Genomic DNA, 21,373 nt, shown 5'->3' on the forward strand with positions numbered 1-21,373 from the left:
GAATTTCAAACCGTCGGTGTAGGGTCTATTTTTCTGATATTTTCAGGCAGCCTTTAATACGCTAATACGCCGCCTGAAATCTGGATACATTAGTAAACGCGTTTGGCCGGTTCGATATAATCAACGGTCAGCGGCTTGGTGTGTACCGGTTTATAACTCAAGGTGTTGCTCAATGAATGATACAGGGTATGTTTCATCCAGTTTTCATCATCGCGCTCAGGGTGGTCATCTGAAGCATGTGCTCCACGTGACTCTTTACGCGCCTCAGCAGATACCAAAGTTGCTTTCGCTACTTCAATCAGGTTATCCAATTCTAAAGCCTCAATGCGCGCAGTATTCCACACTTTGCTCTTGTCTTTGATTTCGGTGCGTTTCACACGCTCGGCGATTTCCATAATTTCTTTTACGCCTTTGCTCAAAATTTCATCGGTACGGAATACACCTGCGTGAAGTTGAACAGAACGCTGCAAATCACGACGCAATTCATCAACATTTTCACCATCAGTTTGGTTATCCAAACGATCCAAGCGTTGCGCAGTCAACTGACCGGCATTTTCCGGCAAAGCTTTCCAACCTTCTTGCGCTCTAATGAAATCGATCATGCTATCGCCCGCTGCTTTACCAAACACTACCAAGTCAAGCAATGAATTGGTACCCAAACGGTTGGCGCCGTGAACAGAAGCACACGCACACTCACCGGCAGCATACAAGCCTTTTACCACTGACTCATATTCGTCGCCCTTAGGCACAATCACTTCACCATGATAGTTAGTCGGAATACCACCCATCATATAGTGGGTTGTCGGCACAACAGGAATCGGGTCTTTAATTGGGTCGATACCGGCAAACTGGATAGAAATCTCACGAATACCCGGCAGTTTTTCCATAATCTTTTCGGCACCGATGTGGTCGATTTTCAGCAATACATGGTCTTTGTTTTTACCACAGCCACGACCTTCATAAATCTCCATCGCCATGGCGCGGGAAACCACGTCACGAGACGCCAGGTCTTTAACGGTTGGCGCATAACGTTCCATGAAACGTTCGCCGTTAGCGTTCAGCAAAATGCCACCCTCACCACGCACACCTTCGGTAATCAATACGCCGGCACCTGCCACACCGGTCGGATGGAATTGCCAGAATTCCATGTCTTCCAATGGAATACCTGCACGGGCGCAAATACCCAAACCGTCACCGGTATTCATGTAGGCATTGGTCGAAGATGCGTAAATACGCCCCCCCCACCGGTAGCAAACATTACCGCTTTAGCGTGGAAAATGTACACATCACCAGTTTCCATTTCCATAGCAGTCACACCAACCACATCACCTTCTTCATCACGAATCAGGTCTAATGCCGTCCACTCTACAAAGAATTGGGTATTGGCGCGAACGTTTTGCTGATACAAAGTATGCAGCATGGCATGACCGGTGCGGTCGGCAACCGCACAGGCACGCTCTACCGCACGCTTACCATGTTCAGCCGTATGACCACCAAACGGACGTTGGTAAATTTTGCCGCTTTCCACACGGTCAAAAGGCATACCCATGTGTTCCAGCTCGATAACCGCTTCAGGTGCCGCACGACACATAAATTCAATCGCATCTTGGTCGCCCAACCAGTCAGAGCCTTTTACGGTGTCGTACATATGCCAATCCCAACGATCTTCCTGTACGTTACCCAAGGAAGCAGAAATACCGCCTTGTGCAGCAACAGTATGCGAACGGGTCGGAAACACTTTAGACAATACGGCACAATTCAGACCGGATTTAGACAATTGCAGGGCAGCACGCAGACCTGCACCACCGCCGCCAACAATCACGGCATCAAACTTGCGAACAGGAAAACTCATACTTACCCCCAAATAACTTTAACTGAATATACCAAGCAGCCAACCAACCAAACAATAGTAGCTACTTGCAAAAATAAACGCAGACCAAACGATTTAATATAGTCCATCCACAAGTCACGAATACCAACCCATGCATGCAGGAACAAAGCAATAAAGCTCACCTGAGTAAACAATTTCACCCAAGTTTGGTCAAAAAATGCCTGCCATGCGGCATATTCTTTTGGCAATGCCAATAAGAATGCAATCAGCACAACAGTATAAATCAGCATGATGACAGCAGTTGCACGCTGCATCGCCCAATCTCTCAAACCGTAGTGGGCACCGGTTAATTTACGATCTACCATAACAAGGCTCCAATCACTACAGTCAATACCAAAGCAGCAACAAACACCAGTTTCGCCGTATTGCGGGCTGTGTTCAATTCCAAACCTTTATGCGCGTCCAACAACAGGAAGCGGATGCCGGCCAAGCTGTGATGCAGATACGCCCACAACAAGCCAATCAACGCCAACTTCACCAGCGGATTGGAAACAAAGGCACGATAGGCTTCAAAATCTGACTGTTGGCTTAATGTGCCTGACAGTAAGTAAAGCAATACCGGCAGAGCAATAAACAAAACAACACCGCTAATACGGTGCAAAATAGAAACAATCCCCGGTATCGGTAAGCGGATATTAGGGATTTCTAGAAAGACAGGACGTGGTTTGGCGGACATGGTCTGTTCCTCTGAATTTATTTTCTTCTCAAAATCGGGTAGCGCAAAACTACAATGAATTACACTTGCTATAATTTACATGGTTTATCGCCATTTGAACAGCCCAATTTGTAAACAATCTAATAAATTTTTACAAAAATGAGACAAAATAATTTTATCGTATTTCTTTTTGACTACTCCTTTCGCCTGATAATTGATAATATCAACCTAAACTGCTATCCCGCAAAAAAACATTCAACTTATCTGAATTTATTCACCTGGCTGCGCTTGTAAAACTCCCATTCGCTCATGATCAATCGACATTATTTTGATATTAATTAAGTACGGTAATCATTTAATCCTGCTTTAGCATTTCATTATTTTGCTGCTTATCATAAAACTGCATTGAGTTGACGTATCTTAATCATCCAATCTCTTATACTTCTTATAATTTCCCGTTCCAATGTTTTTCATCAAATCAAACAAGAAGAATGGCCAAGCAACACATATCATGACAACGATTAAAAGGGCTTTTCTATGAATGCTATGAACGATTCAAACTCAGCTTCCCTGAAAACTATATTCCAAAATTCAGACGCAAAAAACTCAATGAACCCGGCTTTCTACGCAAGCTTGGGCGCTTTGCGGGCAGATTGGGCGCACCGGTAGTCCGCCAGCTTTATGCATTGTATTTTTTGTGGAAATCACCGCACACGCCCAAACAGGCAAAAATGATTATCGTAGGTGCATTAGTGTATTTTTTCAGCCCAATTGATGCCATTCCCGATTTATTGGGACCCTTGGGATTCACCGATGATATTGCCGTAATCACATTGGTTTACAGCCAAATGAAAGCCTATCTGACCGAAGATATTCGTGAACAAGCCCGCATTGCCACCGCTAAGATTTTAGGTAAAAAATAAACAGCAAAAAAAAGGCCGTCTGAAATTCAGACGGCCTTTTTATTTTAAATCACATTATTGCAACGGAGACATATTCATCACTTCCATCAGGAAATTGGTAAATGCCGGATTACTTGGTTTGCTGTTCATGCTCTTCCAACGTTGCTGCCAACCGCGCAAAGCGTTTTGGATATACAACTTGGATTGTTGAGTAGTGATTTCACCACGTTGGCTATCCACGGCAGAACGCAGATAAACTTCATACATGCTGTCGTCAACAGAGTTGCGACCCACCAATTGAATACGATAGCGGTTTAAGTATTGGGCAGCTTGAACCTTAGTCATCTTTCCTTGGCTGACCTGATAACTCAAGCGTGTCGCTTCGTCACGGATTTTGGAAACATCTGACCAGTGGCTAGAAGCCAAACGGAAACCGGCAGCCGGCTTCTCAGTTACTTGGACATTAGTCGGACGCACCGGCACTTCTTTTAAGGTTGGCACGTAGATAGATTGACAACCGGCAAGTGCCGCCAATGTAAATAAGAGGGGGATATATTTTTTCATGTGGGTCATTATAATCAGATTCGTCGAATAGTCCAAATGATGGTCGCACTGATACATGATCAAGTTTGCTCAATTACAACATATTTCGAATAAGTCGTCATCATGTGGAAAATGAAACACAACAAAAAAGGCCGTCTGAAACGGCCTCTTCAATAACCAATATTATGCCAAAAACCAATATTATGCCAAATCGGCAAATAATGGCGTAGAAAGATAACGCTCGCCATAAGAAGGAATCAATACCACAATCAATTTGCCTTCGTTTTCAGGGCGCTTCGCCAATTGCAATGCACTCCAAACGGCTGCACCGGAAGAAATACCCACCAAGATACCCTCTTTTTCCGCCATCGCACGAGCAGTCTCGAATGCAGCTTCATTTGGCGCCTGGATGATTTCATCGTAAATAGAAGTATTCAATACACTCGGTACGAAACCGGCGCCAATACCTTGAATCGGGTGTGGACCTTTCTCACCACCGCTCAATACCGGCGATGCCTCCGGCTCTACCGCAACAATTTTGACATCGGGTTTGTGTTGTTTCAATACTTCTCCCACACCCGTTACTGTGCCGCCAGTACCGACACCAGCCACAAAAATATCTACTTTACCATCGGTATCACGCCAAACTTCTTCGGCAGTGGTTTCACGGTGGATTTGCGGATTGGCCTCATTGTCAAATTGACGCGGCATGAAGTAAGTGCTTGGATTTTCGTCAACCAAAGATTGTGCTTTGGCAATCGCGCCACCCATGCCTTCTGCAGCCGGTGTCAAAATCAATTCGGCACCAAATGCACGCAACAACATTTTGCGCTCTTTACTCATGCTCTCCGGCATAGTGATGGCCAGTTTATAGCCGCGGGCAGCACATACCATTGCCAAACCGATACCGGTATTACCGCTGGTTGCTTCAACAATCACGGTATTTTTGTTGATTTTACCGGCCTTTTCCGCCTGCTCAATCATCGCTTCTGCAATACGGTCTTTTACGCTGCTGCCCGGGTTGAAGAATTCCAACTTCACAGCAACGTCGGCTTTTAAACCTTCGGTCAAACGGTTTAATTTCACCAACGGGGTATTGCCGATTAGTTCGGTAATGCTGTTTGCAATTTTCATGTTCTGCTCCTGAATAAAGATAATACAGCCTGCATGTTAATCTGAGGCCGTCTGAAAAACCAATATTTAATATTTCTTACTTTATAACTTTTTGTTTAAAAACGCCCTACCATGATGATGGATAAAATTACCGCCACCTGAACAATCAACAACATCAAAAAACCGCTTTGCAATTGCCGGCTGCTGAATAAGCTGGCCGATTGATTCATAATTTTAGCGCGGTGCACATAAAATACTGCCATTAAAACCAATTGCAATACAAACCAATAGCTTGGTTCCAGAGCATAAAAAACCAACAATGCCGGCATGGAAAAAACAGAAGTGCCTTCTGGATAATGATACCAAACCATACCTGCCAGCAAAATAAACACCGAAGTCATCAACGCATTACTGACTGCAAACAAGCTTAACAAGGGATGCGCTTCATCAGCCTGCCAAAATTGGCCGTCGGGCGTTTTTAGCCAATGATTTAAAAAGAAAAAAATACTGCCTACCGTTAAATAAAAATGCGGAATAAACAAAGGCCCGATATGGGTGATGCCCCAAGCACCCGGTATCAATTCGGCACCTAAAAAGCCCACAGCCAGCCATGTGATTACTGCCGCCCAAAACCATTGGAATTTCTCAGCTTTGAAAATCAGCCCCAAGAAAAATACGGCATAAATCACGGCCGCCCATAAATCAAAATGAAAAACCATCTTAATATTGCAACTCGCCTTCAAACACCGTCTCAGCAGGGCCGGTCATCATCACATCATCACCATTCTGCCAACTGATAAACAATTCCCCACCGGGCAATCTCACTTTAACAGGCACACCGCTATCCAGTAAACCTAACTGCACACCGGCCACAACTGCCGCGCAAGCACCTGTACCGCATGCCTGCGTTTCGCCCGCACCACGCTCATAAACACGCAACCGAATCGATTGTCGATCTACAATCTGCATAAAACCAACATTCACGCGTTCCGGAAATTGATTGTGCGATTCGATGGCTTCGCCCCAACGCTCGACCGGTGCATTCTGCGTGTCCTCAACCACAATGATTGCGTGCGGATTACCCATATTGACGCAGCTCACCGAAATCGATTCCAGACCCACCAACACAATATGCGTTAAAGCATCATCTGCTTCATTGCTCACCGGTACAAACGGAATTTCAGACGGCATAAATTTCGGTTTGCCCATATTTACTGTGATCAAACCGTTATCCAGTAATTTCGGCACAATCACACCACCGGCGGTTTCTACCAATATTTCCTGCTTGTCGGTTAAGCCTTTATCCACGACAAACCGCACGAAACAACGCGCACCGTTACCGCATTGCTCTACTTCTCTGCCATCTGCATTAAAGATTCGGTAACGAAAATCCACCGCTTCGGATGATGGCTTTTCCACCACCAAAAGCTGGTCAAAACCCACTCCGCGAAAACGGTCAGACCATTGCGCCAAAGGCGCTTCTTTTGGATCAAACTGCTGCTCAATGCCGTTAACCACCATAAAATCATTGCCTAAGCCGTGCATTTTTGTAAATTTTAAAGTTTTCATCATTACTTCCTAACCGTTATCTGCCTGAAGGTATTATTCAGCCAGCAGACAGACTTACTATATGACTTAAATATAAATATAAATATATAAAGCGTCATGCTCGTCAAATTAAACTATTTCAACTGCTAAATACTAAAATTATTTTGGTTCAAAATACCATCGGAACACATTCTACCTTAGTTCAGCTCAATTTTTACGTCCTACCACTTCTAGCTATGACAACATTGAAGCGAAATAACACAGCATCTTGATTACATTTTGTAAGAATCATCTAAAAATATTTCATCACAACCCCAATATTGTGCACGAAAAACAACACTCCTAACAATCGGTGCAAAAATACGACAAACGGTATTTTTAAGGAAATAAACGGTATTTTTAAATTTTAAAGCATCAGCATCTTTCACCCCTTAACGTTTTATCCAAAACAAATATATGATTTTTAAATAATTAATTTGTCATATTTTTTTAAAGCCGCTTGAATATAAAATAAATTTCAAAATTAAAATGTCAACAATTAGAATAATAACTACTAAAAAATAAACCGCTTATCGAAATTTTTGCTCATTTATCGCTTGTCATTTATCCACAAACATTGCAAAATGCATACATCGAAACACGGAACACAACAATATGTTCCGACAAAACAAAATTTTTATAAATTAAAAAATTACACATTAACAAAATTACGACAAACGTTTAACTCATAAGGACAATATCATGAACATCCGCCAAACTTTAACCGCTTTAGTTGCTTTCACCCTTTTAGCCGGTTCACAAACCGTCATGGCAAGCAATGTTGCTTTCTATCAAAAAGTCTCTGAAGCCACTACACCGATTACCGGCAAGGTAGCCATGCGATTGACTATTGGTGCAGACGGCGATGTTCATAATGTACGCGTGGTTCGCAGCAGCGGCTCAAGCAGCATCGACAACAGCGCTGTTCAATGGATGGAAGCGCAGACCATGTCACCTGTATTGATCAACGGCATTGCTCAAGAATTCAGTGTTGTGAAAGAAATCAAATTTTCAGAAGGCAAAAATATTCAACAAGCCAGCTTGAAATAAACTATTACATCTCCTTGTTTACCCGAGCGCCAACAAGCACTTTCCCAAGAAAGCGCTTGTTGGCGTTTTCGTTTCCAAAAACCAACAAAACATCTGCTAATTTTTGATTTTTACCTAGCATAACGAAAATCAGCAAAAGAAACGGTATACTCATAACCGTCAGTTTTAATGAAGAAATTTCCAAAGGAAAACAATGAAAAAAATTCTGTCAGCCGCACTCGCCATTGCCGCCTTAAGCGCCTGCTCGGTAGGCACACCCGGCATGTCTGTGGGCTTGGGCGTAGGTACCCGATTGGGCAGCCATGTCGGCTTGGGCACTTCTTTGAATATCCCTGTTCGCTTGGATCAAACCAAAATCGGTTCCAACACCGACCAAAGCAAAAACAGTGGCGTGAATATCATTGACGAACAAATCGTGACTTATTTTGACACACACGGCAATGCTTCTAATAATGCGGTGAAAGGCGGTTTTTACCGTCAATTGTTAAGCAAGCGCAATAACGAATATGTGGTGCAAGATTTTTACAGCGACAACAGCATCAAGCGCACCGACCCTTACACCATCAACCGTGACCAATTAATGCAATTTCGCGCGACACCGGCCAATGGCTCGCTGACGACTTATGCTTACAACGGCAACGTTATGCAGCAGCAAGTTTTCCAAAACGGCAAATTGGTTAGCGCAAAATACTGATTACTGCAAAATACACAGCTTACGCAAATCATGATGACGCCTAGCTTTCAGACCGCTTAATAACATAACCTTGCCATCGAATGCTACAGATAAAATAAATTTTCTTAGCTTTCAATTATTTGTAATATTGCTACGAGTTTATTACCTTTTATCGGTTGACACATTTTTTGCAGACGCTATAATACGCTCCATTCCCGATAGCTCAGTCGGTAGAGCGACGGACTGTTAATCCGCAGGTCCCTGGTTCGAGCCCAGGTCGGGGAGCCAAATTAAAAAGCTTGAACATATGTTCAGGCTTTTATTCTTTTGTGTTTTCTAAAAATCAATGCCGTCTGAAAAGGTTCAGACGGCATTGATTTTTATTGCGTACTTACTTGCTTCATCCACGCAAATAATTCGTCTAAATCATAATCTCCACTGTGCGGCACTCCCCAAGGCAAAGCATAATCAACTTTTGCGCCATTGTTTTGCAGCTTGGCCGCCAATACGGCAGACACCGCTAATGAAGTGTCGCGGTCATTGGTACCGACGCGGATGCGCCAGTTTTTCGGCATTTTCGCGTTGGCGTCGCCCACATAATTCAACGGATTCATCATTTTAATGTCTTTTGCGGCAGCCATGGTTGCGCCTTTTACGGTGCTGTTGGTCATGGCAAATGCGGTGAAATGCTGTTTGTCGGTATCGGCATTGCCGAACAATTGGTTTTCACCGGTCGATAAATCCACGCCGTCAAATGCAGGCGGCGTTTTCTGACGGCCTGCGGTTTTTGCATATTGGACAAAATCAACCGCCGTTACCTTACCGTTGCTCACCGCCAACCAAGCGGCTTCCACTTCTTTGCCGGCATCTAATTGTTTCTGTGCCGATTGCGCCAAAAATACGGTCACGAAATCTTTAAAGCTGCCGTTGCCATGTTGATCCAAAGTCAATGCACGGCCTTTCGCATCTTTCAGGTTCAAGCTGTTGATGTAGGCGGGGTACATGGGTTTGAGTCTATCCGACAAGTTTTTTTGCGCTTCGGTGAGCGTGCCCGGCACCAATTCGCGCTTGACGTTGTAATCGAGCATGGTTACGCTCATTTTTTTGTAATCGTTGACACCGTTGAACTGCCATTCATAAGCCATGTCGGCGTGTTCCAAATCGGTAACCGGACAATATGCGGAAACGGCAAAAATATCATCGCGCGCATTCGCTGCGCCCAAGGCTTTCAGATGCGCTTCATAATCCGGATGGTTGCCGCTTGCGCCCAATAATGAAGAAAGCGCACCACCCGCACTGGTGCCGTTGGAAATAATTTTTTCAGCATTTCCCGGCATCACTTTATCATTGGCTTTCAAGTAACGTACTGCCGCTTTTAAATCGACAATTGCTGCCGGAGCTTTACCGTTGGCAGAAGTTCGGCCGCGCGCACCTGCCAAAGCCACCACATAGCCTTTCGATAAGGCCACCGCTGCCGCATTCGGTGATTGCACCGCATTTTCAGCTATTGACCCGTACGGGCTTTTCAATTCAGGCTTCGCCGGTTTGGCAGGCATATAGCCACCAATTTGATTGGGAAAGAAAATCGGTGCTGTCTCTGCTGTAAAGCCGTCAATGCTGCCATTTTGATAATATTGCTCCGGCACATAAATATTCATCACTTCATACTCGGCATCGATCAGATTTTTGACGTACACAATGCCCTCATAAGCACGGAATCTAATCGTTTCGCCATTTACCACCATGCTTTGCTCGGTGTATGGCTGTTTGGAAAAATCCAAGTCATGGTTCACCTTACCTGATACGGCCGCACAAGCACCCAAGCCTATGGCCACGGCAACCGTCAATAATGTTTTATTTACTGCATTCATGCTGATAACCTTAATCATTCAATGAACGATTTCAATTATGCGCCCAACTTTGGTTTATTCGGGTTAAGAAGCAGAAAAAACCGCGCTATAATAGTGCTTTTCAGACGACCTCACTCATGACTTCCCTCCCCTTGCAAAGCTACACCGTATATCGTGCCGATACACACGGCCTGCATAAAGAACAAGACGTGCTGGCCGAAGAAACCGCCGTTGCCCTGGTCTATAACGGCATTACCCATGTGGTCTTGATGGCCACGCCGCAAAATTTGGAAACCTTGGCCTTAGGATTCAGCTTGAGCGAAGGCATTTTGACCACAGCTTCCGAACTGTACGACATCGAAGTCAACGAAGCCTGCGACGGCATTGAAGTTCATCTCGACATCGCTTCCGCACGTTTTCAAGTTTTAAAAGAACGCCGCCGCAACATGACCGGCCGCACCGGCTGCGGTTTGTGCGGCATTGACAGCTTAGCCGCGGTCAAACCGCAATTGCCGCAAGTACCACGCGGTCAAGCCTTGACCATCACCGACATTCAGACGGTCTTAGCCGATTTCGATAACCATCAACCCTTACGGCAATCCGTAGGCTCCGTGCACGGCGTTGCTTGGGTGCAAAACGGCCGTATTTCAGCCACGTTTGAAGATGTCGGCAGACATAATGCCTTAGATAAACTAATCGGCCACGGCACGCAACAAGCTTACGATTGGCAGCACGGCTTCGCGCTGATTTCCAGCCGCGCCAGTTACGAAATGGTCGCCAAAGCCGCCGCCATAGGCATAGGCAGCATCGTCGCCGTATCCGCCCAACCGCGCTGGCAGTGCGCTTGGCCGAACAAGCCCGTATGACCTTAATCGGTTTCGCCCGCCCGCATAAGTTTACCGTTTATACCCATCCGCAATATATTGTGAAATAAATATTCAAATCCGCTTGACACATATTTTTTCAGACCGACTGTTGATGAATAGGCCGTCTGAAACACACCACAAGGAAAATACATGAAAACCACCACCATCAAGCCAGTTGAAGAAATCCAAAAAGGCTTGTTCCACACTCCTTTCTGGCTGGCACCGGAAAAAGAAATTTTTACCGAACGTGCGGTGCGTTTCAAGGAATTGGCGCAGGCAGACAAAAGCAAATGGAATCTTTACCTGTCACTGCTTGCCACCGTTTGCGAAGCGCAACAAACTGTGATGGCGCGCCATGATTTAACCCTAAACCAATTGGGAGAAAGCGCAACCGTTTTGCCGGCAGCCTTGAGTGGCAATGTGCCGTCTGAATTTTTTGAAGTCTTTGGCGACATTCTGAAAGAAGTGAACGGCAAAATCACCGCCACCGCCGCCATCGAAGTGAGCAAGTTGAAAGCCTTGAGCCAAGCACAAGCCGAAGCCTTGGCCAAGCGCGTATTGACCCAAACCACCGAAGACCAAGACCGATCGGCCGAAATCTGGGCGCAAGCCGCGCTGCAAGTAATTTGGACAGCATGGACATTGCAACTGACCGAAGACCATGTCCGCCCAACCGAAGACCGCACCATCTGCCCTTGCTGCGGCACCGAACCGGTCGGCAGCGTGGTGTTGATCAAAGGCGATTTAAACGGTTTGCGCTACATGCATTGTCCCTTGTGCAACAGCCGCTGGAACGTACTGCGCGCCAAATGCCCGACTTGCGGCGATGCAGGCAATATGCGCATTCAGCACATCGATGAAAAAAGCACCCCGGAATTGGCGCCGGTATATCAAGGTGCGCATGCCGAAAGCTGTAAATCCTGCCACAGCTACCGCAAACTTTACCGGCTCGACAAACAGCAATATGCCGACCCTGTAGCCGATGACTTGGCCTCACTGGGCTTGGACATTGTGGTCGGCGAAGCAGGTTTCGACCGCGCCGGCGGCAATCCTTTTTTATTGTTAGATTAATTCCGTCATTCTGTTATTAATACAAAAAGCCGTCTGAAAATAAATTTTCAGACGGCTTTTATATTCACATCCAAGCCAATCACTTCTTAACGTTAACGCGGTACCGGTTCACACTTGGTTTGGAATTTATTGTTTTTATCATCGTAGGTCAGGGTTGTAACACCGTCTACAATGCGCAATTCTGTCGCATTGCCAAAGAAACCGGCATTATTTTGGAAACGCTCACCTTGGCCTGCAGGCGCTTTTTGCAATACCGCACTCGGATTGCCCGCCACGTTCAGAGCAGTCACTTTCACACGATCCGCACCGCCTTTAGTCGTACCGGAAACACGGATTTTTGCACCATTGTCACACACAAAATCATGCTCCGCCTCAACCTGTTGCGGATGCACCGAGTTACACGCAGCCAAAATCGCCGCAACCGGCAAAACTGCTAATAAATGAGCTACTTTCATATCCATCTCCTATCGTATTAAATTATTAATATTAATAAATTCATTTCACCAGACTACAATTTCATATTAGCAAAACTAATTTGAGATAGCAAACCGGTTTGGTTAAAAATACCCTATTTATCCTTTAAAAAAACAGACACAAGTAGCAAAACACCATTTTCTTTACTTATTTTTTATAAGAAAAAGAAATAGTTAAAATGATAGCGTAAAAAAACATTAGTTTATTTAAGATAATCTGATATTAATTATTGTGCGTAACTAAAGCAATAAATCATACTAGCACATAGATGATAAAAACAAAGCCTCAGATGCAACAAAACCGCTTTATAATTAAAAGCGGTTTTTACTTAAACCATAGTGACGGAATGCGTTAGATTGCGACGGAGAGACCCTGATTTTTAATTCAAATATATGATTTTAAATAACTAAATTTATTCAATATTTAAAAATACCGTAAAAATACCGTAAATTTGCACAAGTCACCCATTTTTCGCCCTGTTTTTTGCTTACCGGCGCAAATCAGATTTAGGCCGCCTGCATCATTTTTCAGACGGCCTAACCTATCGGCTGAAACAGCCCCATCCACCCCAAATTAAAAATAAGCGTATATAGGTGCTAAAAAACAGCGGGAACAGCGGGAACGCGGGAACATTTGACTTAAATAATTGATTTTTGGTAACAAAATGTTCCCGCTCCCTTTTTGGCCAGCGGGAACACTTTCCGCCAAAACCGCCCTATTTACTATCTATCCCAATGATTTAAAACAATAAATATCGAAAATACACCAGCGGGAACAGCGGGAACATTTTCAGCCGGTCAGCCTGTTTCCCTGCCCCAAATACCCTAGAAACACAAAAAAGCCGCCTGAATTTTCAGACGGCCTTTGCTTGGCCGGTGTTATTTCGGCTCGGGCGGCTCAATGCCGATCAGTACATAATGCGCCCCATACCCACGCTTTTTGTAGGTAAAGCGGTTTTCTTTTTCGTTGCGCTTTAACCAGTTTGCATCATATAACACGCGGCAAACCTTATTCCGGTCAAAGCTGCCGCATATTTCGTCAATAAACACGGCGGGAATAATCCAATACTCGTCAGCTTCTTTCTGCCCGCCCCGCTTAATCCAGCCTGCGTGGTTGCGGTCGGTGCTGCCGCCTATGGTGCTGTTCCAATCGGTAAATCTCACGCTCTGCCCGAACCGCTGCATAAAGTCGCTTGTCTGCTCTTTGATTTTTTCATCTTCATACTTGCCTGTTCCGTTGGTTGCTAACCATTCGTCAAAGCATTGTTTCACACCGGCCATGCCCACACCGGCGGGCAAGCCGGTAACAGGGGCGGCCATCTCCAGGGCGGCGGCAACCAATGCAAAGCGGCGGGCAAAGCGGCGGGCTTGGCCTGAAAGCTCGGGCAACGTTGCCGTAAATGCGGCGATGCGCTCTTTGACGGCGGCGGGTGCGGTTTGGTCTGTCAGGCGGATAAATGCGCGTCCTGCGTGGCCGTGGTGCTGCTCTGCTGCTTCCTGCAAATGCTCCGACAATAACGCGCCATCGGTAAAGCCGTGCAGCGTGTCATAAATGCCGTATTGTGCGGCGGCTCGGATATTGGGCAAGCGGGTTGCCTGCCCTGCGTTCCAGTCGTTATCTGCTTTCAGAATGCTGCTCGGTGTTTTTTCGCCGGTGGAAAGCATCAACACACGCCAGCGGGTCAAAGCCCGATTGCCGCCGTCTTTTGCGCCCTGTGCTTTGTTTACACCGTTCATCAGGCTATACACGGTATTGCCGATTACTTTGGGGGCGGCTTGGCTGATTTCGTCCAACACCAGCAAGCCGTCATTGCGGGCGGCGGCGGTGTTGTTAAACGCTAAGGCCGTTCCCTGCCATGTCATGATACTTTCAGACGGCCTGCTCCATACGCTCAAGGCAACACGCGCGGCGGTGGTCTTGCCGTCCGATGAATCGCCATACAGATGAAAACCGCCCGATTCTTCGCCCAATAACGACAACAGCGGCGCGGCTAAGGCGGTGCCAAGGGCAAGGCATAGGCGGCTGTTACCGGCTGCATAACGGGCTATCTGCTGCTGCCATGCTTCCAGCGTTCCCGCCGGTGTGTAGGCTGCTGCTTGGCTGGTGTCGCCATTGTAGATAATGCGCGGGGCTTCCTTGCCGTGGTGGATTGCTTCGCCATTGGGTAACAGATAAACGCCGCCATGCCAGCCTGCGCGGTCGGTAATGGTATATGGCCGGTTGCTGCCGTGGTTTTGCAGATAATCGGCCAAACGTTCACGCTTCACGCGCCCGCTTAAGATGGTAATGCCGTATTGCTGTAATTGCCGCCAGCCTGCATTGCTGCCTATATCGGCCTGCGGTATAGCCGCCTGCTTGGTTTGGCGGGTCAGGCGGTCGCGCCATTCGATAATGCGGTAATGGCTGCCCTGTTCGTCTATGCCCCGCCCGATTAGCTCAATCGGATCGGCCAGCAATAACGGCGGCTGCTCGCGGGAATTACCGTCTTTATCGTGGGTAATGCCGATGTACTGTACGCCATTACTGCTTACTTCGTAGCGGGGTTTCAATTGATAGCTTTCGCCGTTCATGCTGTCCACGCCCTCGAACAGTTTAATAAAATCGGGTTTTCTGCCGGTCTGCTTGTCTTTCTCTGCGGTGTCTGTCATTATTCAATCTCCGTTAAATGCTTTTTCCGTGTGCAAAGGCCGTCTGAAAATCAGGCGGCTTTTGCTTTGCCGTCAATCGTTGATACCGCCTGCTGCTTCCGCTGCCCGCATGGCGTTCAATTCATCCAGCGCATCGGTATCGGGCGTGTCGCTTTTCCAAATAAACACGTCTAAGCCCGCCTGTTTTGCCCGCCGTGCCAGCTTGCCGGCCGCTTCCAATCCTGCTGCGTCATGGTCGGCGTAAATGCCCAATGCCTGCAATTCAGACGGCCATTTGAATGATTTCAGGCCGCCGGTGCTTAAACAGGCCGATACCGGCCAGCCGGTCAATTCATGTGCGGCTAAAGCGGTTTCTATGCCCTCACACACCATCAAAGCATTGCTTACCGGCTGAAACAGCCGCACGGCATGGCCTGATAACCAGCTCACTCCCTCGAATCTCACTTGCATTTTTTTGGCCGGTAATTGCGCCCCTGTTTCGGGGTGGTGCAAATTCAGTTTGGTGTAGCTCTGCGTATGGCCGCCGCCGTCGCCCTGCGGTTTGGTGTAGCAGCGTTTCAGGTAGGTAATGTGCAGGCCTGCCAATGTGCCGTCTGTTTCGGTAATGGCGGCAATCATGGCGGGAAAGCGGCCTATTTCTTTCCAGCCTTCCAAACATTCCGCCCAATAGGGCAAGGCGGCGTGATAACGCAATGCTTCGGGGTATGGCTCGGCAATGGACAGCCCCCTGCCTTGCAGATAACCGCAAACAGGGTCGCCATCGGTCAACGGTGCGGCCTGTTCCCATATCGCGGCCAGTTTATTCAGGCGGTCTTTGGGCGGTGTTTTCGGGGGTGGGAGCGGTACCGCACGCGGCGCGGCGGCTGGTGTCTGCTCTGCCATGCCCAATACACCGGCAACGGCTAACGCTGCTTCATGGAATGAATAACCGAAGTAGTGCATCAGCAAGTCAAAGCCGTCGCCCGCGCCGTTTTTGTAGTGGGTGCAGATAAAGCCGCCGTTACCGCCCTTATCGTCAAAGCGGTAGCGGTCTGTTCCGCCGCAAGCAGGGCATGGCTGGTGTTTGTTGGTCAGGCTTTCAGACGGCAAGCCAAGTGCGGTTAAAATGCCGTGCCAGTTACCGGCGGCGCATTGTCGGATTTCGTGATAATCAAGGCGGCTCATTGCGCTGCTCCTTTCGGTATCGGCTCATAAACCACGGCTGCCATCGGATCGGCGGTATAGACTTGCTCCCATGCGGCGGGCGGCTCTGCTGCCATCGGTTCGGCGGTGGCGGGCTTGGTGCAGGCGTAAACCGTCATGACAACGGCGGCGGCCAAAGCGGTGCGGATAGCGTATTTCATGGCGGTTATCCTTTCAGCCGCGTTGCTCGGCGGCAAAGGCCAAATCATCGGCCAAATCGCTCAACATGGTTCGGCTTTCGCCCAATAGCAGGGTTTGGGTCAGGCCGTGGTAAAAGTCAGCTCCCTGCAATTCCAAGTTCTCTTGCGGTATTGAGTTCATTACTATGCCCATACCGTGCTGAATATCGGCAAGATGGTTTTCCGCGCCCTTCATCAATTCGGTTAAGATTTCCGTCTCCTGCTTGCTCAATTGGCGGATTTGCGGCTCGGCCAGTTTGAACAGGTTGTCCAACAAGCTGCAAAGACAGGTATAGCCTGCGGTGGCGTTGATGGTTTTAGGGGCGTTGGTGGTGTTGGTTTTCATGATATTTGCTCACTTTCCGGCGGTGCTTTGCTTTTGTCATGACTGATATAAATCAATCACTTACAGAAACACACGCTCAATTAAAGATGTAGTTCCCCCTGCTGTAACGCATATCAGCAATAGCAAGGGCGGTTATCGGGGGTTAGTTTGGCATGTGGCCGTCTGAAAGCTGCCAGCCGTAACGACTGCAAAACAAACGCGCGGCCAGTAATGCGCTCTCACGCGTGTCAGCAACGGCAATACGCTGCCATCGCTGATTGTCGGGGCGCATGATTTCAACCGTATAGCTGGTGTGTGGTTGGTCGGTATCCCATGTGTCGCGGTAAACACGATAAGCGGCGGTGTGATTCATGGTTACACCTCGCCTGAAACGATACGGCAAACACACCAGCGGCGGCCGGTCTGAATGATGTTGAAACGGTAATTGAGTTTGTGGCGTTGCAGGCGGCCGATATGGCGGCCTGCTTCGGCCAGCGTGTCAAAACTGCGGATTTTTTGAGAAATAATCGGGCGCGTGAATGCGCTGCGGATAGGCTTTGCAGCCTGTGTTTGATGGTTTTGCATTGAAATGCTCTCTTTCTGTTTGGCTTAATCAAGCCGCTGCAACTTCTCACGGTTGCGGGGCGGCAAGCAAAGGGCAAAGGGTGAGAAACTGGCAAACAGAACCAGCAAGGCATAGCCTTACTCTGCCCCCGCTTACCATTGAAAGAGATAACGCAAGGGGGTAATGCAAGCGTAAAAATCCCGCTCAAATTCATTGAGAATAAGGCGGCTGCTTGCCTGTTTGTGTCAGCTTCTCACGGCTGAATCTGCTATTGAACAGATGGCCGTATTATTGCCCGATTGCTTTCAGCTTTGCAAGCGGTAAATGCCTGCCAAGATTTAACGGGCTGATTAAGCGGTGTTTTTTGTTGGCGTGTGGCCGTCTGAATTTTCCGACATCTTGGGCGGTTTCCTCGCGCGCGCACGCGCGTACTTGGCGGAAAATTCAAATCAGGCGGCCTAATGCATGAAAATATTTTCGGTTAGCACACAATCTAAGCTGTCGAGCCGGTTGTCAGGCTAAATCCGCTTGGATTTTGACTCCCCCCCCCCCGCCCCCTAATGCCGTCTGAAAATCCCGTTATCGGGTTATTTTCTTGATTGAGACGATGGTTAAAACCGCCCAATACAGCTTGTCGTCATCATTACCCGTTACCGCATGAATATCGGCAAGGGTAACGGTGTTTAAATCACTCACGGCCATATCAATGACTTTATCCAACTCTTCTTTGCTCAACGGTGATACAAGGGGCGGTTCGATTTTGCGGCTATGTACTTCCGCTTCCGCTTTGATTTCCGCCCTATCCACAATCAAGCCCAAAATCTTAGCCTTGCCCATTGTGGCCGATACTGCCGCGCCCGATTGCGGTGTCGGTGTACTTAACGCCGCCTGCCGCGCCTGTTCCAGCTCTGAAATAACATCATCAACGATCACACAATGCCGTGCCTTATGCTCTGCTTTCAGGCCGTCCGCCATCGCGGAAATATCGGGGGATTGCAACAGCTTGTAGGCTTCATTGGTAACGGTTTCGGGCTTCATGTTTTCCGCGTCATATGCCTGCCGGTATGCTTTGCTTGCATTGCCTGTTTCAACATACAGACGGGCAAACTGTTCTTGCTTGGGTGTCATACCGCTGCCCCTTTCTCTGCCGCCAGCGTGTAAATGCCGCGCTTTACCGTTTTGCCGTGCTTGTTTTCATGCTCTTGCATGGTGCAGACAATCGGATAGCCTGCCGCCCGCAATTCGCTGATACGCGCTGGGAAGCCCATAATGCCCATTTGCGCGGCTTGATAGTGGGTAATGCTGCGGCCGCCCTGCAACACGGCCAGTATTTCGCCGCATTGAGATGTAGGGCTGAAACGGTTATCATGGCGGGCGTGGTTAAGGCCGTCTGAAACGCTGGTGTTGGTGCCGGTGTTTGGGCGGCTGTTTTTTTGTTCCATGCTTCCCCCCTTTATGCCCGATTGTTGGCGGCCAAATTGCCGATATAGTCGCTGATTTCGCTTTCCAGCCATGCGGTGCTGTTTTCCCCTACTTTAATCGGGCGGGGCAAATCGGCACGGTGATGGCGGCTTTTAGGGTTATTCCAGTTCCACCATGTGGAAACAGAAACGCCAAACAGGGCGGCGCATTCTTTAGCTCGGATAAGTTTATTTGTTTGCATTGGATAGATTCCTATCGGGTTGAGATAGGGGCATTGTGCAAAATAAAATAGGGTGTCAGGCAATATATGACATATTGCCATGACACCCTGTCATAACTGATTTTATTAGGTTTTATCTTCCGGCAAACCTAATATTCTGGCTACTTCATCCGGCCTTCTACTAGAATTAGATAGATTTGCCTTTTCTTTAAAAGTAAGGGCAACATTTTTCTTTAGTGGCTGCTCCCCTGTCTTATACTTATATTCATTTGAATGGTGCAATAAAGTTTGGATTAGGGCGGCAAATTCAGGGGCGTATTGCCGATGCCTTCGAATTATCTCAAACTCTGAGTTAAGATTGTTTTCTGATTCCTGTACCTTTTTTTCAAGTTCTATTTTTAGTACTTCGGTTAGCTTGCGGTATTTCTCAATTTCCAATTTAAGATTTTGGTTTTCTTCTTTCAATTCCTCAATTTCATCTTTTGATTTCAAAATAGTACGAAGTTCTCGAATCGCTTTTTTATTGTTTTCTTTAGTAGAATCGTTACGATATTTAGACTTTATTATTGATAAATCCATCTCCTCTTTTTTGATTTTTGATAGTACTCCATCAATATCGGGCAAATTAATCAAATCTGTATTTTGATTAGCAGATTCCAACTTAAAAATTTCTTCTACCCATTTTTTAAAAAATTCCTTTTTCCAATATAAATTAAAAGGCTGTCTATAACCAGAAAGCATATCCTCGTTATCAAGACTGTTGCAAATGGCAACGTGACGAATGAAATTTCTTGTATCTGCTGAATAAAAATTACCCTCTTCATCTATTGATGCTGGGCTAATCCAATTACCAAACTCATCGTATTGGTTGTCTACACAATAAAAAGTTTCATCCAATCTTTTGCCATAAGTAATTTCAGCGGTGCTTTCATCAAATCTATTTCTGATTAAAAATTTAGCTATTGCTGAATAGTCTGTGCTATCGTCGATATAGGCTAAGTACTTGATTGCATCTGCTGCTAGTAAATAATCATCTGTCTGTTTCTTATTGGAAGTGGTAATAATACCCATCTAAAACTCTCCCTAAAGCCCCTAAAATCAAAATCAAAGCCACACCGGCAAGGCTAGGGAATGCCCTGTTTTCGCCGTTGGTAGCTAATCGCGGGCTAGGTGTGGCGGTAAACATTTCAGACGGCCTCAAACGGGTTGCACAATCTGATGCCCATCGGCTCAAAATCCTTTGTATTGCGCGTTGCCAAGGTCAGGCCGTATTGCCTTGCGGTGGCCGCTATCCATGCGTCGTTTTCGGGGCTGCGGTCGGGTATGTGCAGCTTGGCGCAAACGGCGGCGGTGGTTTCGTCTATCGGCAATACGCGGCCTGAAAGCAGGGCGGCGGTCATGCTGTCGAACCATGCCCGCAATGCGCGGCCTTGCTGTGGGTCTTTGCGTTCCATGCCCAAAATGCCCCGTTCCAGTTCCATCATGACTACTGCGCTGGTGTAGAAGCTGTTGCTGTCCTGCTCTGCCAGCCATGCGGTAAGGTTTGGATCGGCGTGGCCGCTTTTCACTTTCCGCATTTCGCTGATAATGTTGGTGTCCAACAGATACACGGCTCAATCCCCATGCTCAAATCAACCGGCTGTCTTTGCGCACGGCTGCGTGCCGGTACTTCAAAACCAACGCCTGCGGTATCGGGGCTGTCCAACGAAAGCAACACGTCTAACGCGCTTTGCGGGCGGGCTGCCATTTTCTGATAGTCGGCATAGGTCATAAATACGTAAACGGGCTTGCTGCGGTTGGTCACGACAACGGGCGCGGTTTGCACGTCTCTGTATGCTTTGCTTTTGTGTTGGCTAAATTCTCGGGCTGTCATGGTTTTCATGCGCTGTCCCCCTGTTTTCGAATATGTTTGATATGTCGCTACATTGTAGCACGGGATTAGACGCGGCTGCACGCTATTGAACAGGCATGATATAGGGTCGATATGTTTAGAAATGTTGAACTTCAGACGGCCAAAAGTAAGCCGGTGTATGTTTAGAAATGTTGAACCGGCAACCGGCCAAACACCCAATGCAAGACGGCCTGAAAATCCGCCCTGTCAGAAATGGCTCAAATTTGCGATTTAACGGCATTTATCTCAAAAGACATGCAAAAAGA

24 protein-coding genes, 1 tRNA gene and 2 pseudogenes are annotated in these 21,373 nt (G+C 47.2%); 6 read left to right on the plus strand and 21 right to left on the minus strand.

The features are described from left to right. Positions 1-89: 89 nt before the first annotated feature. The 3 genes and pseudogenes from sdhA to sdhC all read right to left on the minus strand — a co-directional run bounded on the left by sdhA (position 90) and on the right by sdhC (position 2,567). A pseudogene (gene sdhA / locus CGZ65_RS08925) lies at positions 90-1,852 on the minus strand (succinate dehydrogenase flavoprotein subunit). 2 nt (positions 1,853-1,854) lie between these two features. Then, positions 1,855-2,196 carry a succinate dehydrogenase, hydrophobic membrane anchor protein gene (gene sdhD / locus CGZ65_RS08930; RefSeq protein WP_096295572.1) on the minus strand — a complete coding sequence of 114 codons (342 nt, stop codon included), beginning with the start codon at positions 2,194-2,196 and terminating at the stop codon, positions 1,855-1,857. Further along, on the minus strand, positions 2,190-2,567 hold the full coding sequence (sdhC, locus tag CGZ65_RS08935) for a succinate dehydrogenase, cytochrome b556 subunit (RefSeq protein WP_096295573.1): 378 nt from the start codon (positions 2,565-2,567) through the stop codon (positions 2,190-2,192). Before sdhC ends, sdhD begins: the two co-directional genes overlap by 7 nt. A gap of 560 nt (positions 2,568-3,127) precedes the next feature. On the opposite strand from sdhC, the gene CGZ65_RS08940 reads away from it, so the two are divergent. Further along, complete coding sequence (locus CGZ65_RS08940) at positions 3,128-3,469, plus strand: YkvA family protein (protein ID WP_096295574.1); 342 nt, start codon at positions 3,128-3,130, stop codon at positions 3,467-3,469. Positions 3,470-3,523: 54 nt separating this feature from the next. Here the strand turns inward: CGZ65_RS08940 and CGZ65_RS08945 are convergent, their stop codons facing one another. The 4 genes from CGZ65_RS08945 to dapF all read right to left on the minus strand — a co-directional run bounded on the left by CGZ65_RS08945 (position 3,524) and on the right by dapF (position 6,673). Beyond that, positions 3,524-4,021: a lipoprotein gene (locus CGZ65_RS08945; protein ID WP_095502149.1), complete on the minus strand. Its 498-nt coding sequence runs from the start codon at positions 4,019-4,021 to the stop codon at positions 3,524-3,526. Positions 4,022-4,192: 171 nt separating this feature from the next. After that, on the minus strand, positions 4,193-5,125 hold the full coding sequence (cysK, locus tag CGZ65_RS08950; RefSeq protein ID WP_096295575.1) for a cysteine synthase A: 933 nt from the start codon (positions 5,123-5,125) through the stop codon (positions 4,193-4,195). 95 nt (positions 5,126-5,220) lie between these two features. Further along, a complete protein-coding gene (locus CGZ65_RS08955) occupies positions 5,221-5,823 on the minus strand; it encodes a hypothetical protein (RefSeq protein ID WP_096295576.1) in 603 nt (200 codons plus the stop codon). Between the two features lies 1 nt (position 5,824). Next, a complete protein-coding gene (gene dapF / locus CGZ65_RS08960) occupies positions 5,825-6,673 on the minus strand; it encodes a diaminopimelate epimerase (RefSeq protein WP_096295577.1) in 849 nt (282 codons plus the stop codon). Positions 6,674-7,393: 720 nt separating this feature from the next. Here dapF and CGZ65_RS08965 point away from each other — a divergent pair. The 3 genes from CGZ65_RS08965 (at position 7,394) to CGZ65_RS08975 (ending at position 8,702) form a co-directional block, all read left to right on the plus strand. After that, on the plus strand, positions 7,394-7,741 hold the full coding sequence (locus CGZ65_RS08965; RefSeq protein WP_096295578.1) for a TonB family protein: 348 nt from the start codon (positions 7,394-7,396) through the stop codon (positions 7,739-7,741). Between the two features lie 193 nt (positions 7,742-7,934). After that, positions 7,935-8,435 carry a lipoprotein gene (locus CGZ65_RS08970; protein WP_096295579.1) on the plus strand — a complete coding sequence of 167 codons (501 nt, stop codon included), beginning with the start codon at positions 7,935-7,937 and terminating at the stop codon, positions 8,433-8,435. Between the two features lie 191 nt (positions 8,436-8,626). Continuing rightward, positions 8,627-8,702: transfer RNA gene (locus CGZ65_RS08975), tRNA-Asn, on the plus strand. A gap of 92 nt (positions 8,703-8,794) precedes the next feature. On the opposite strand, the gene CGZ65_RS08980 is transcribed toward CGZ65_RS08975, so the two are convergent. Further along, a complete protein-coding gene (locus tag CGZ65_RS08980) occupies positions 8,795-10,285 on the minus strand; it encodes a subtype B tannase (protein WP_096296152.1) in 1,491 nt (496 codons plus the stop codon). A 116-nt stretch (positions 10,286-10,401) separates the two neighbouring features. Between CGZ65_RS08980 and fdhD the strand changes: the two are divergent. Together fdhD and CGZ65_RS08990 are read left to right on the plus strand one after the other, a co-directional pair. Continuing rightward, positions 10,402-11,198: pseudogene (gene fdhD, locus CGZ65_RS14200) on the plus strand (formate dehydrogenase accessory sulfurtransferase FdhD). Between the two features lie 82 nt (positions 11,199-11,280). Then, on the plus strand, positions 11,281-12,201 hold the full coding sequence (locus tag CGZ65_RS08990; protein WP_096295580.1) for a formate dehydrogenase accessory protein FdhE: 921 nt from the start codon (positions 11,281-11,283) through the stop codon (positions 12,199-12,201). Between the two features lie 92 nt (positions 12,202-12,293). On the opposite strand, the gene CGZ65_RS08995 is transcribed toward CGZ65_RS08990, so the two are convergent. The 13 genes from CGZ65_RS08995 to CGZ65_RS09055 form a co-directional block, all read right to left on the minus strand. After that, positions 12,294-12,656: a hypothetical protein gene (locus tag CGZ65_RS08995; protein ID WP_096295581.1), complete on the minus strand. Its 363-nt coding sequence runs from the start codon at positions 12,654-12,656 to the stop codon at positions 12,294-12,296. Positions 12,657-13,553: 897 nt separating this feature from the next. After that, positions 13,554-15,323, minus strand: coding sequence for a DUF927 domain-containing protein (locus CGZ65_RS09000; RefSeq protein ID WP_332457914.1), 1,770 nt, complete (start codon positions 15,321-15,323; stop codon positions 13,554-13,556). Positions 15,324-15,395: 72 nt separating this feature from the next. Next, on the minus strand, positions 15,396-16,487 hold the full coding sequence (locus CGZ65_RS09005) for a DUF7146 domain-containing protein (RefSeq protein ID WP_096295582.1): 1,092 nt from the start codon (positions 16,485-16,487) through the stop codon (positions 15,396-15,398). Then, entirely contained in the window at positions 16,484-16,666 is a 183-nt protein-coding gene (locus CGZ65_RS09010; RefSeq protein ID WP_096295583.1) for a hypothetical protein, read from the minus strand. The genes CGZ65_RS09005 and CGZ65_RS09010 overlap by 4 nt, the downstream gene beginning before the upstream one ends. Before the next feature lie 13 nt (positions 16,667-16,679). Then, positions 16,680-17,030: a hypothetical protein gene (locus CGZ65_RS09015; protein WP_096295584.1), complete on the minus strand. Its 351-nt coding sequence runs from the start codon at positions 17,028-17,030 to the stop codon at positions 16,680-16,682. Between the two features lie 142 nt (positions 17,031-17,172). Further along, positions 17,173-17,382, minus strand: coding sequence for a hypothetical protein (locus CGZ65_RS09020; protein WP_096295585.1), 210 nt, complete (start codon positions 17,380-17,382; stop codon positions 17,173-17,175). Positions 17,383-17,384: 2 nt separating this feature from the next. Continuing rightward, entirely contained in the window at positions 17,385-17,594 is a 210-nt protein-coding gene (locus CGZ65_RS09025) for a hypothetical protein (RefSeq protein WP_096295586.1), read from the minus strand. A gap of 559 nt (positions 17,595-18,153) precedes the next feature. Beyond that, positions 18,154-18,702: a terminase small subunit gene (locus CGZ65_RS09030; RefSeq protein ID WP_096295587.1), complete on the minus strand. Its 549-nt coding sequence runs from the start codon at positions 18,700-18,702 to the stop codon at positions 18,154-18,156. After that, positions 18,699-19,016: a helix-turn-helix domain-containing protein gene (locus CGZ65_RS09035; RefSeq protein ID WP_096295588.1), complete on the minus strand. Its 318-nt coding sequence runs from the start codon at positions 19,014-19,016 to the stop codon at positions 18,699-18,701. Before CGZ65_RS09035 ends, CGZ65_RS09030 begins: the two co-directional genes overlap by 4 nt. 11 nt (positions 19,017-19,027) lie before the next feature. Further along, positions 19,028-19,237, minus strand: coding sequence for a helix-turn-helix transcriptional regulator (locus CGZ65_RS09040; RefSeq protein WP_096295589.1), 210 nt, complete (start codon positions 19,235-19,237; stop codon positions 19,028-19,030). A 105-nt stretch (positions 19,238-19,342) separates the two neighbouring features. Then, positions 19,343-20,287 carry a hypothetical protein gene (locus CGZ65_RS09045; RefSeq protein ID WP_096295590.1) on the minus strand — a complete coding sequence of 315 codons (945 nt, stop codon included), beginning with the start codon at positions 20,285-20,287 and terminating at the stop codon, positions 19,343-19,345. Between the two features lie 116 nt (positions 20,288-20,403). Next, complete coding sequence (locus CGZ65_RS09050; protein WP_096295591.1) at positions 20,404-20,826, minus strand: type II toxin-antitoxin system VapC family toxin; 423 nt, start codon at positions 20,824-20,826, stop codon at positions 20,404-20,406. Beyond that, positions 20,781-21,098 carry a type II toxin-antitoxin system Phd/YefM family antitoxin gene (locus CGZ65_RS09055; RefSeq protein WP_096295592.1) on the minus strand — a complete coding sequence of 106 codons (318 nt, stop codon included), beginning with the start codon at positions 21,096-21,098 and terminating at the stop codon, positions 20,781-20,783. Before CGZ65_RS09055 ends, CGZ65_RS09050 begins: the two co-directional genes overlap by 46 nt. Positions 21,099-21,373 lie beyond the last annotated feature (275 nt).

Origin of the sequence: Neisseria weixii (genome assembly GCF_002327085.1) — a bacterium.
Taxonomy (GTDB): Bacteria; Pseudomonadota; Gammaproteobacteria; order Burkholderiales; family Neisseriaceae; genus Neisseria; species Neisseria weixii.

Excerpts from the sequence above, each read along its gene's own strand:
- sdhC (WP_096295573.1), bottom strand. The coding sequence starts at position 2,567 with ATGTCCGCCAAACCACGTCCTGTCTTTCTAGAAATCCCTAATATCCGC.
- cysK (WP_096295575.1), bottom strand. The coding sequence starts at position 5,125 with ATGAAAATTGCAAACAGCATTACCGAACTAATCGGCAATACCCCGTTG.
- CGZ65_RS08965 (WP_096295578.1), top strand. The coding sequence starts at position 7,394 with ATGAACATCCGCCAAACTTTAACCGCTTTAGTTGCTTTCACCCTTTTA.
- CGZ65_RS09025 (WP_096295586.1), bottom strand. The coding sequence starts at position 17,594 with ATGCAAAACCATCAAACACAGGCTGCAAAGCCTATCCGCAGCGCATTC.
- CGZ65_RS08990 (WP_096295580.1), top strand. The coding sequence starts at position 11,281 with ATGAAAACCACCACCATCAAGCCAGTTGAAGAAATCCAAAAAGGCTTG.
- CGZ65_RS09040 (WP_096295589.1), bottom strand. The coding sequence starts at position 19,237 with ATGCAAACAAATAAACTTATCCGAGCTAAAGAATGCGCCGCCCTGTTT.
- CGZ65_RS09045 (WP_096295590.1), bottom strand. The coding sequence starts at position 20,287 with ATGGGTATTATTACCACTTCCAATAAGAAACAGACAGATGATTATTTA.
- CGZ65_RS08980 (WP_096296152.1), bottom strand. The coding sequence starts at position 10,285 with ATGAATGCAGTAAATAAAACATTATTGACGGTTGCCGTGGCCATAGGC.
- CGZ65_RS08995 (WP_096295581.1), bottom strand. The coding sequence starts at position 12,656 with ATGAAAGTAGCTCATTTATTAGCAGTTTTGCCGGTTGCGGCGATTTTG.
- dapF (WP_096295577.1), bottom strand. The coding sequence starts at position 6,673 with ATGAAAACTTTAAAATTTACAAAAATGCACGGCTTAGGCAATGATTTT.
- CGZ65_RS09005 (WP_096295582.1), bottom strand. The coding sequence starts at position 16,487 with ATGAGCCGCCTTGATTATCACGAAATCCGACAATGCGCCGCCGGTAAC.
- CGZ65_RS09010 (WP_096295583.1), bottom strand. The coding sequence starts at position 16,666 with ATGAAATACGCTATCCGCACCGCTTTGGCCGCCGCCGTTGTCATGACG.
- CGZ65_RS09030 (WP_096295587.1), bottom strand. The coding sequence starts at position 18,702 with ATGACACCCAAGCAAGAACAGTTTGCCCGTCTGTATGTTGAAACAGGC.
- CGZ65_RS08955 (WP_096295576.1), bottom strand. The coding sequence starts at position 5,823 with ATGGTTTTTCATTTTGATTTATGGGCGGCCGTGATTTATGCCGTATTT.
- CGZ65_RS09035 (WP_096295588.1), bottom strand. The coding sequence starts at position 19,016 with ATGGAACAAAAAAACAGCCGCCCAAACACCGGCACCAACACCAGCGTT.
- CGZ65_RS09020 (WP_096295585.1), bottom strand. The coding sequence starts at position 17,382 with ATGAATCACACCGCCGCTTATCGTGTTTACCGCGACACATGGGATACC.
- CGZ65_RS09000 (WP_332457914.1), bottom strand. The coding sequence starts at position 15,323 with ATGACAGACACCGCAGAGAAAGACAAGCAGACCGGCAGAAAACCCGAT.
- CGZ65_RS08945 (WP_095502149.1), bottom strand. The coding sequence starts at position 4,021 with ATGACCCACATGAAAAAATATATCCCCCTCTTATTTACATTGGCGGCA.
- CGZ65_RS09015 (WP_096295584.1), bottom strand. The coding sequence starts at position 17,030 with ATGAAAACCAACACCACCAACGCCCCTAAAACCATCAACGCCACCGCA.
- CGZ65_RS08970 (WP_096295579.1), top strand. The coding sequence starts at position 7,935 with ATGAAAAAAATTCTGTCAGCCGCACTCGCCATTGCCGCCTTAAGCGCC.
- sdhD (WP_096295572.1), bottom strand. The coding sequence starts at position 2,196 with ATGGTAGATCGTAAATTAACCGGTGCCCACTACGGTTTGAGAGATTGG.
- CGZ65_RS09055 (WP_096295592.1), bottom strand. The coding sequence starts at position 21,098 with ATGAAAACCATGACAGCCCGAGAATTTAGCCAACACAAAAGCAAAGCA.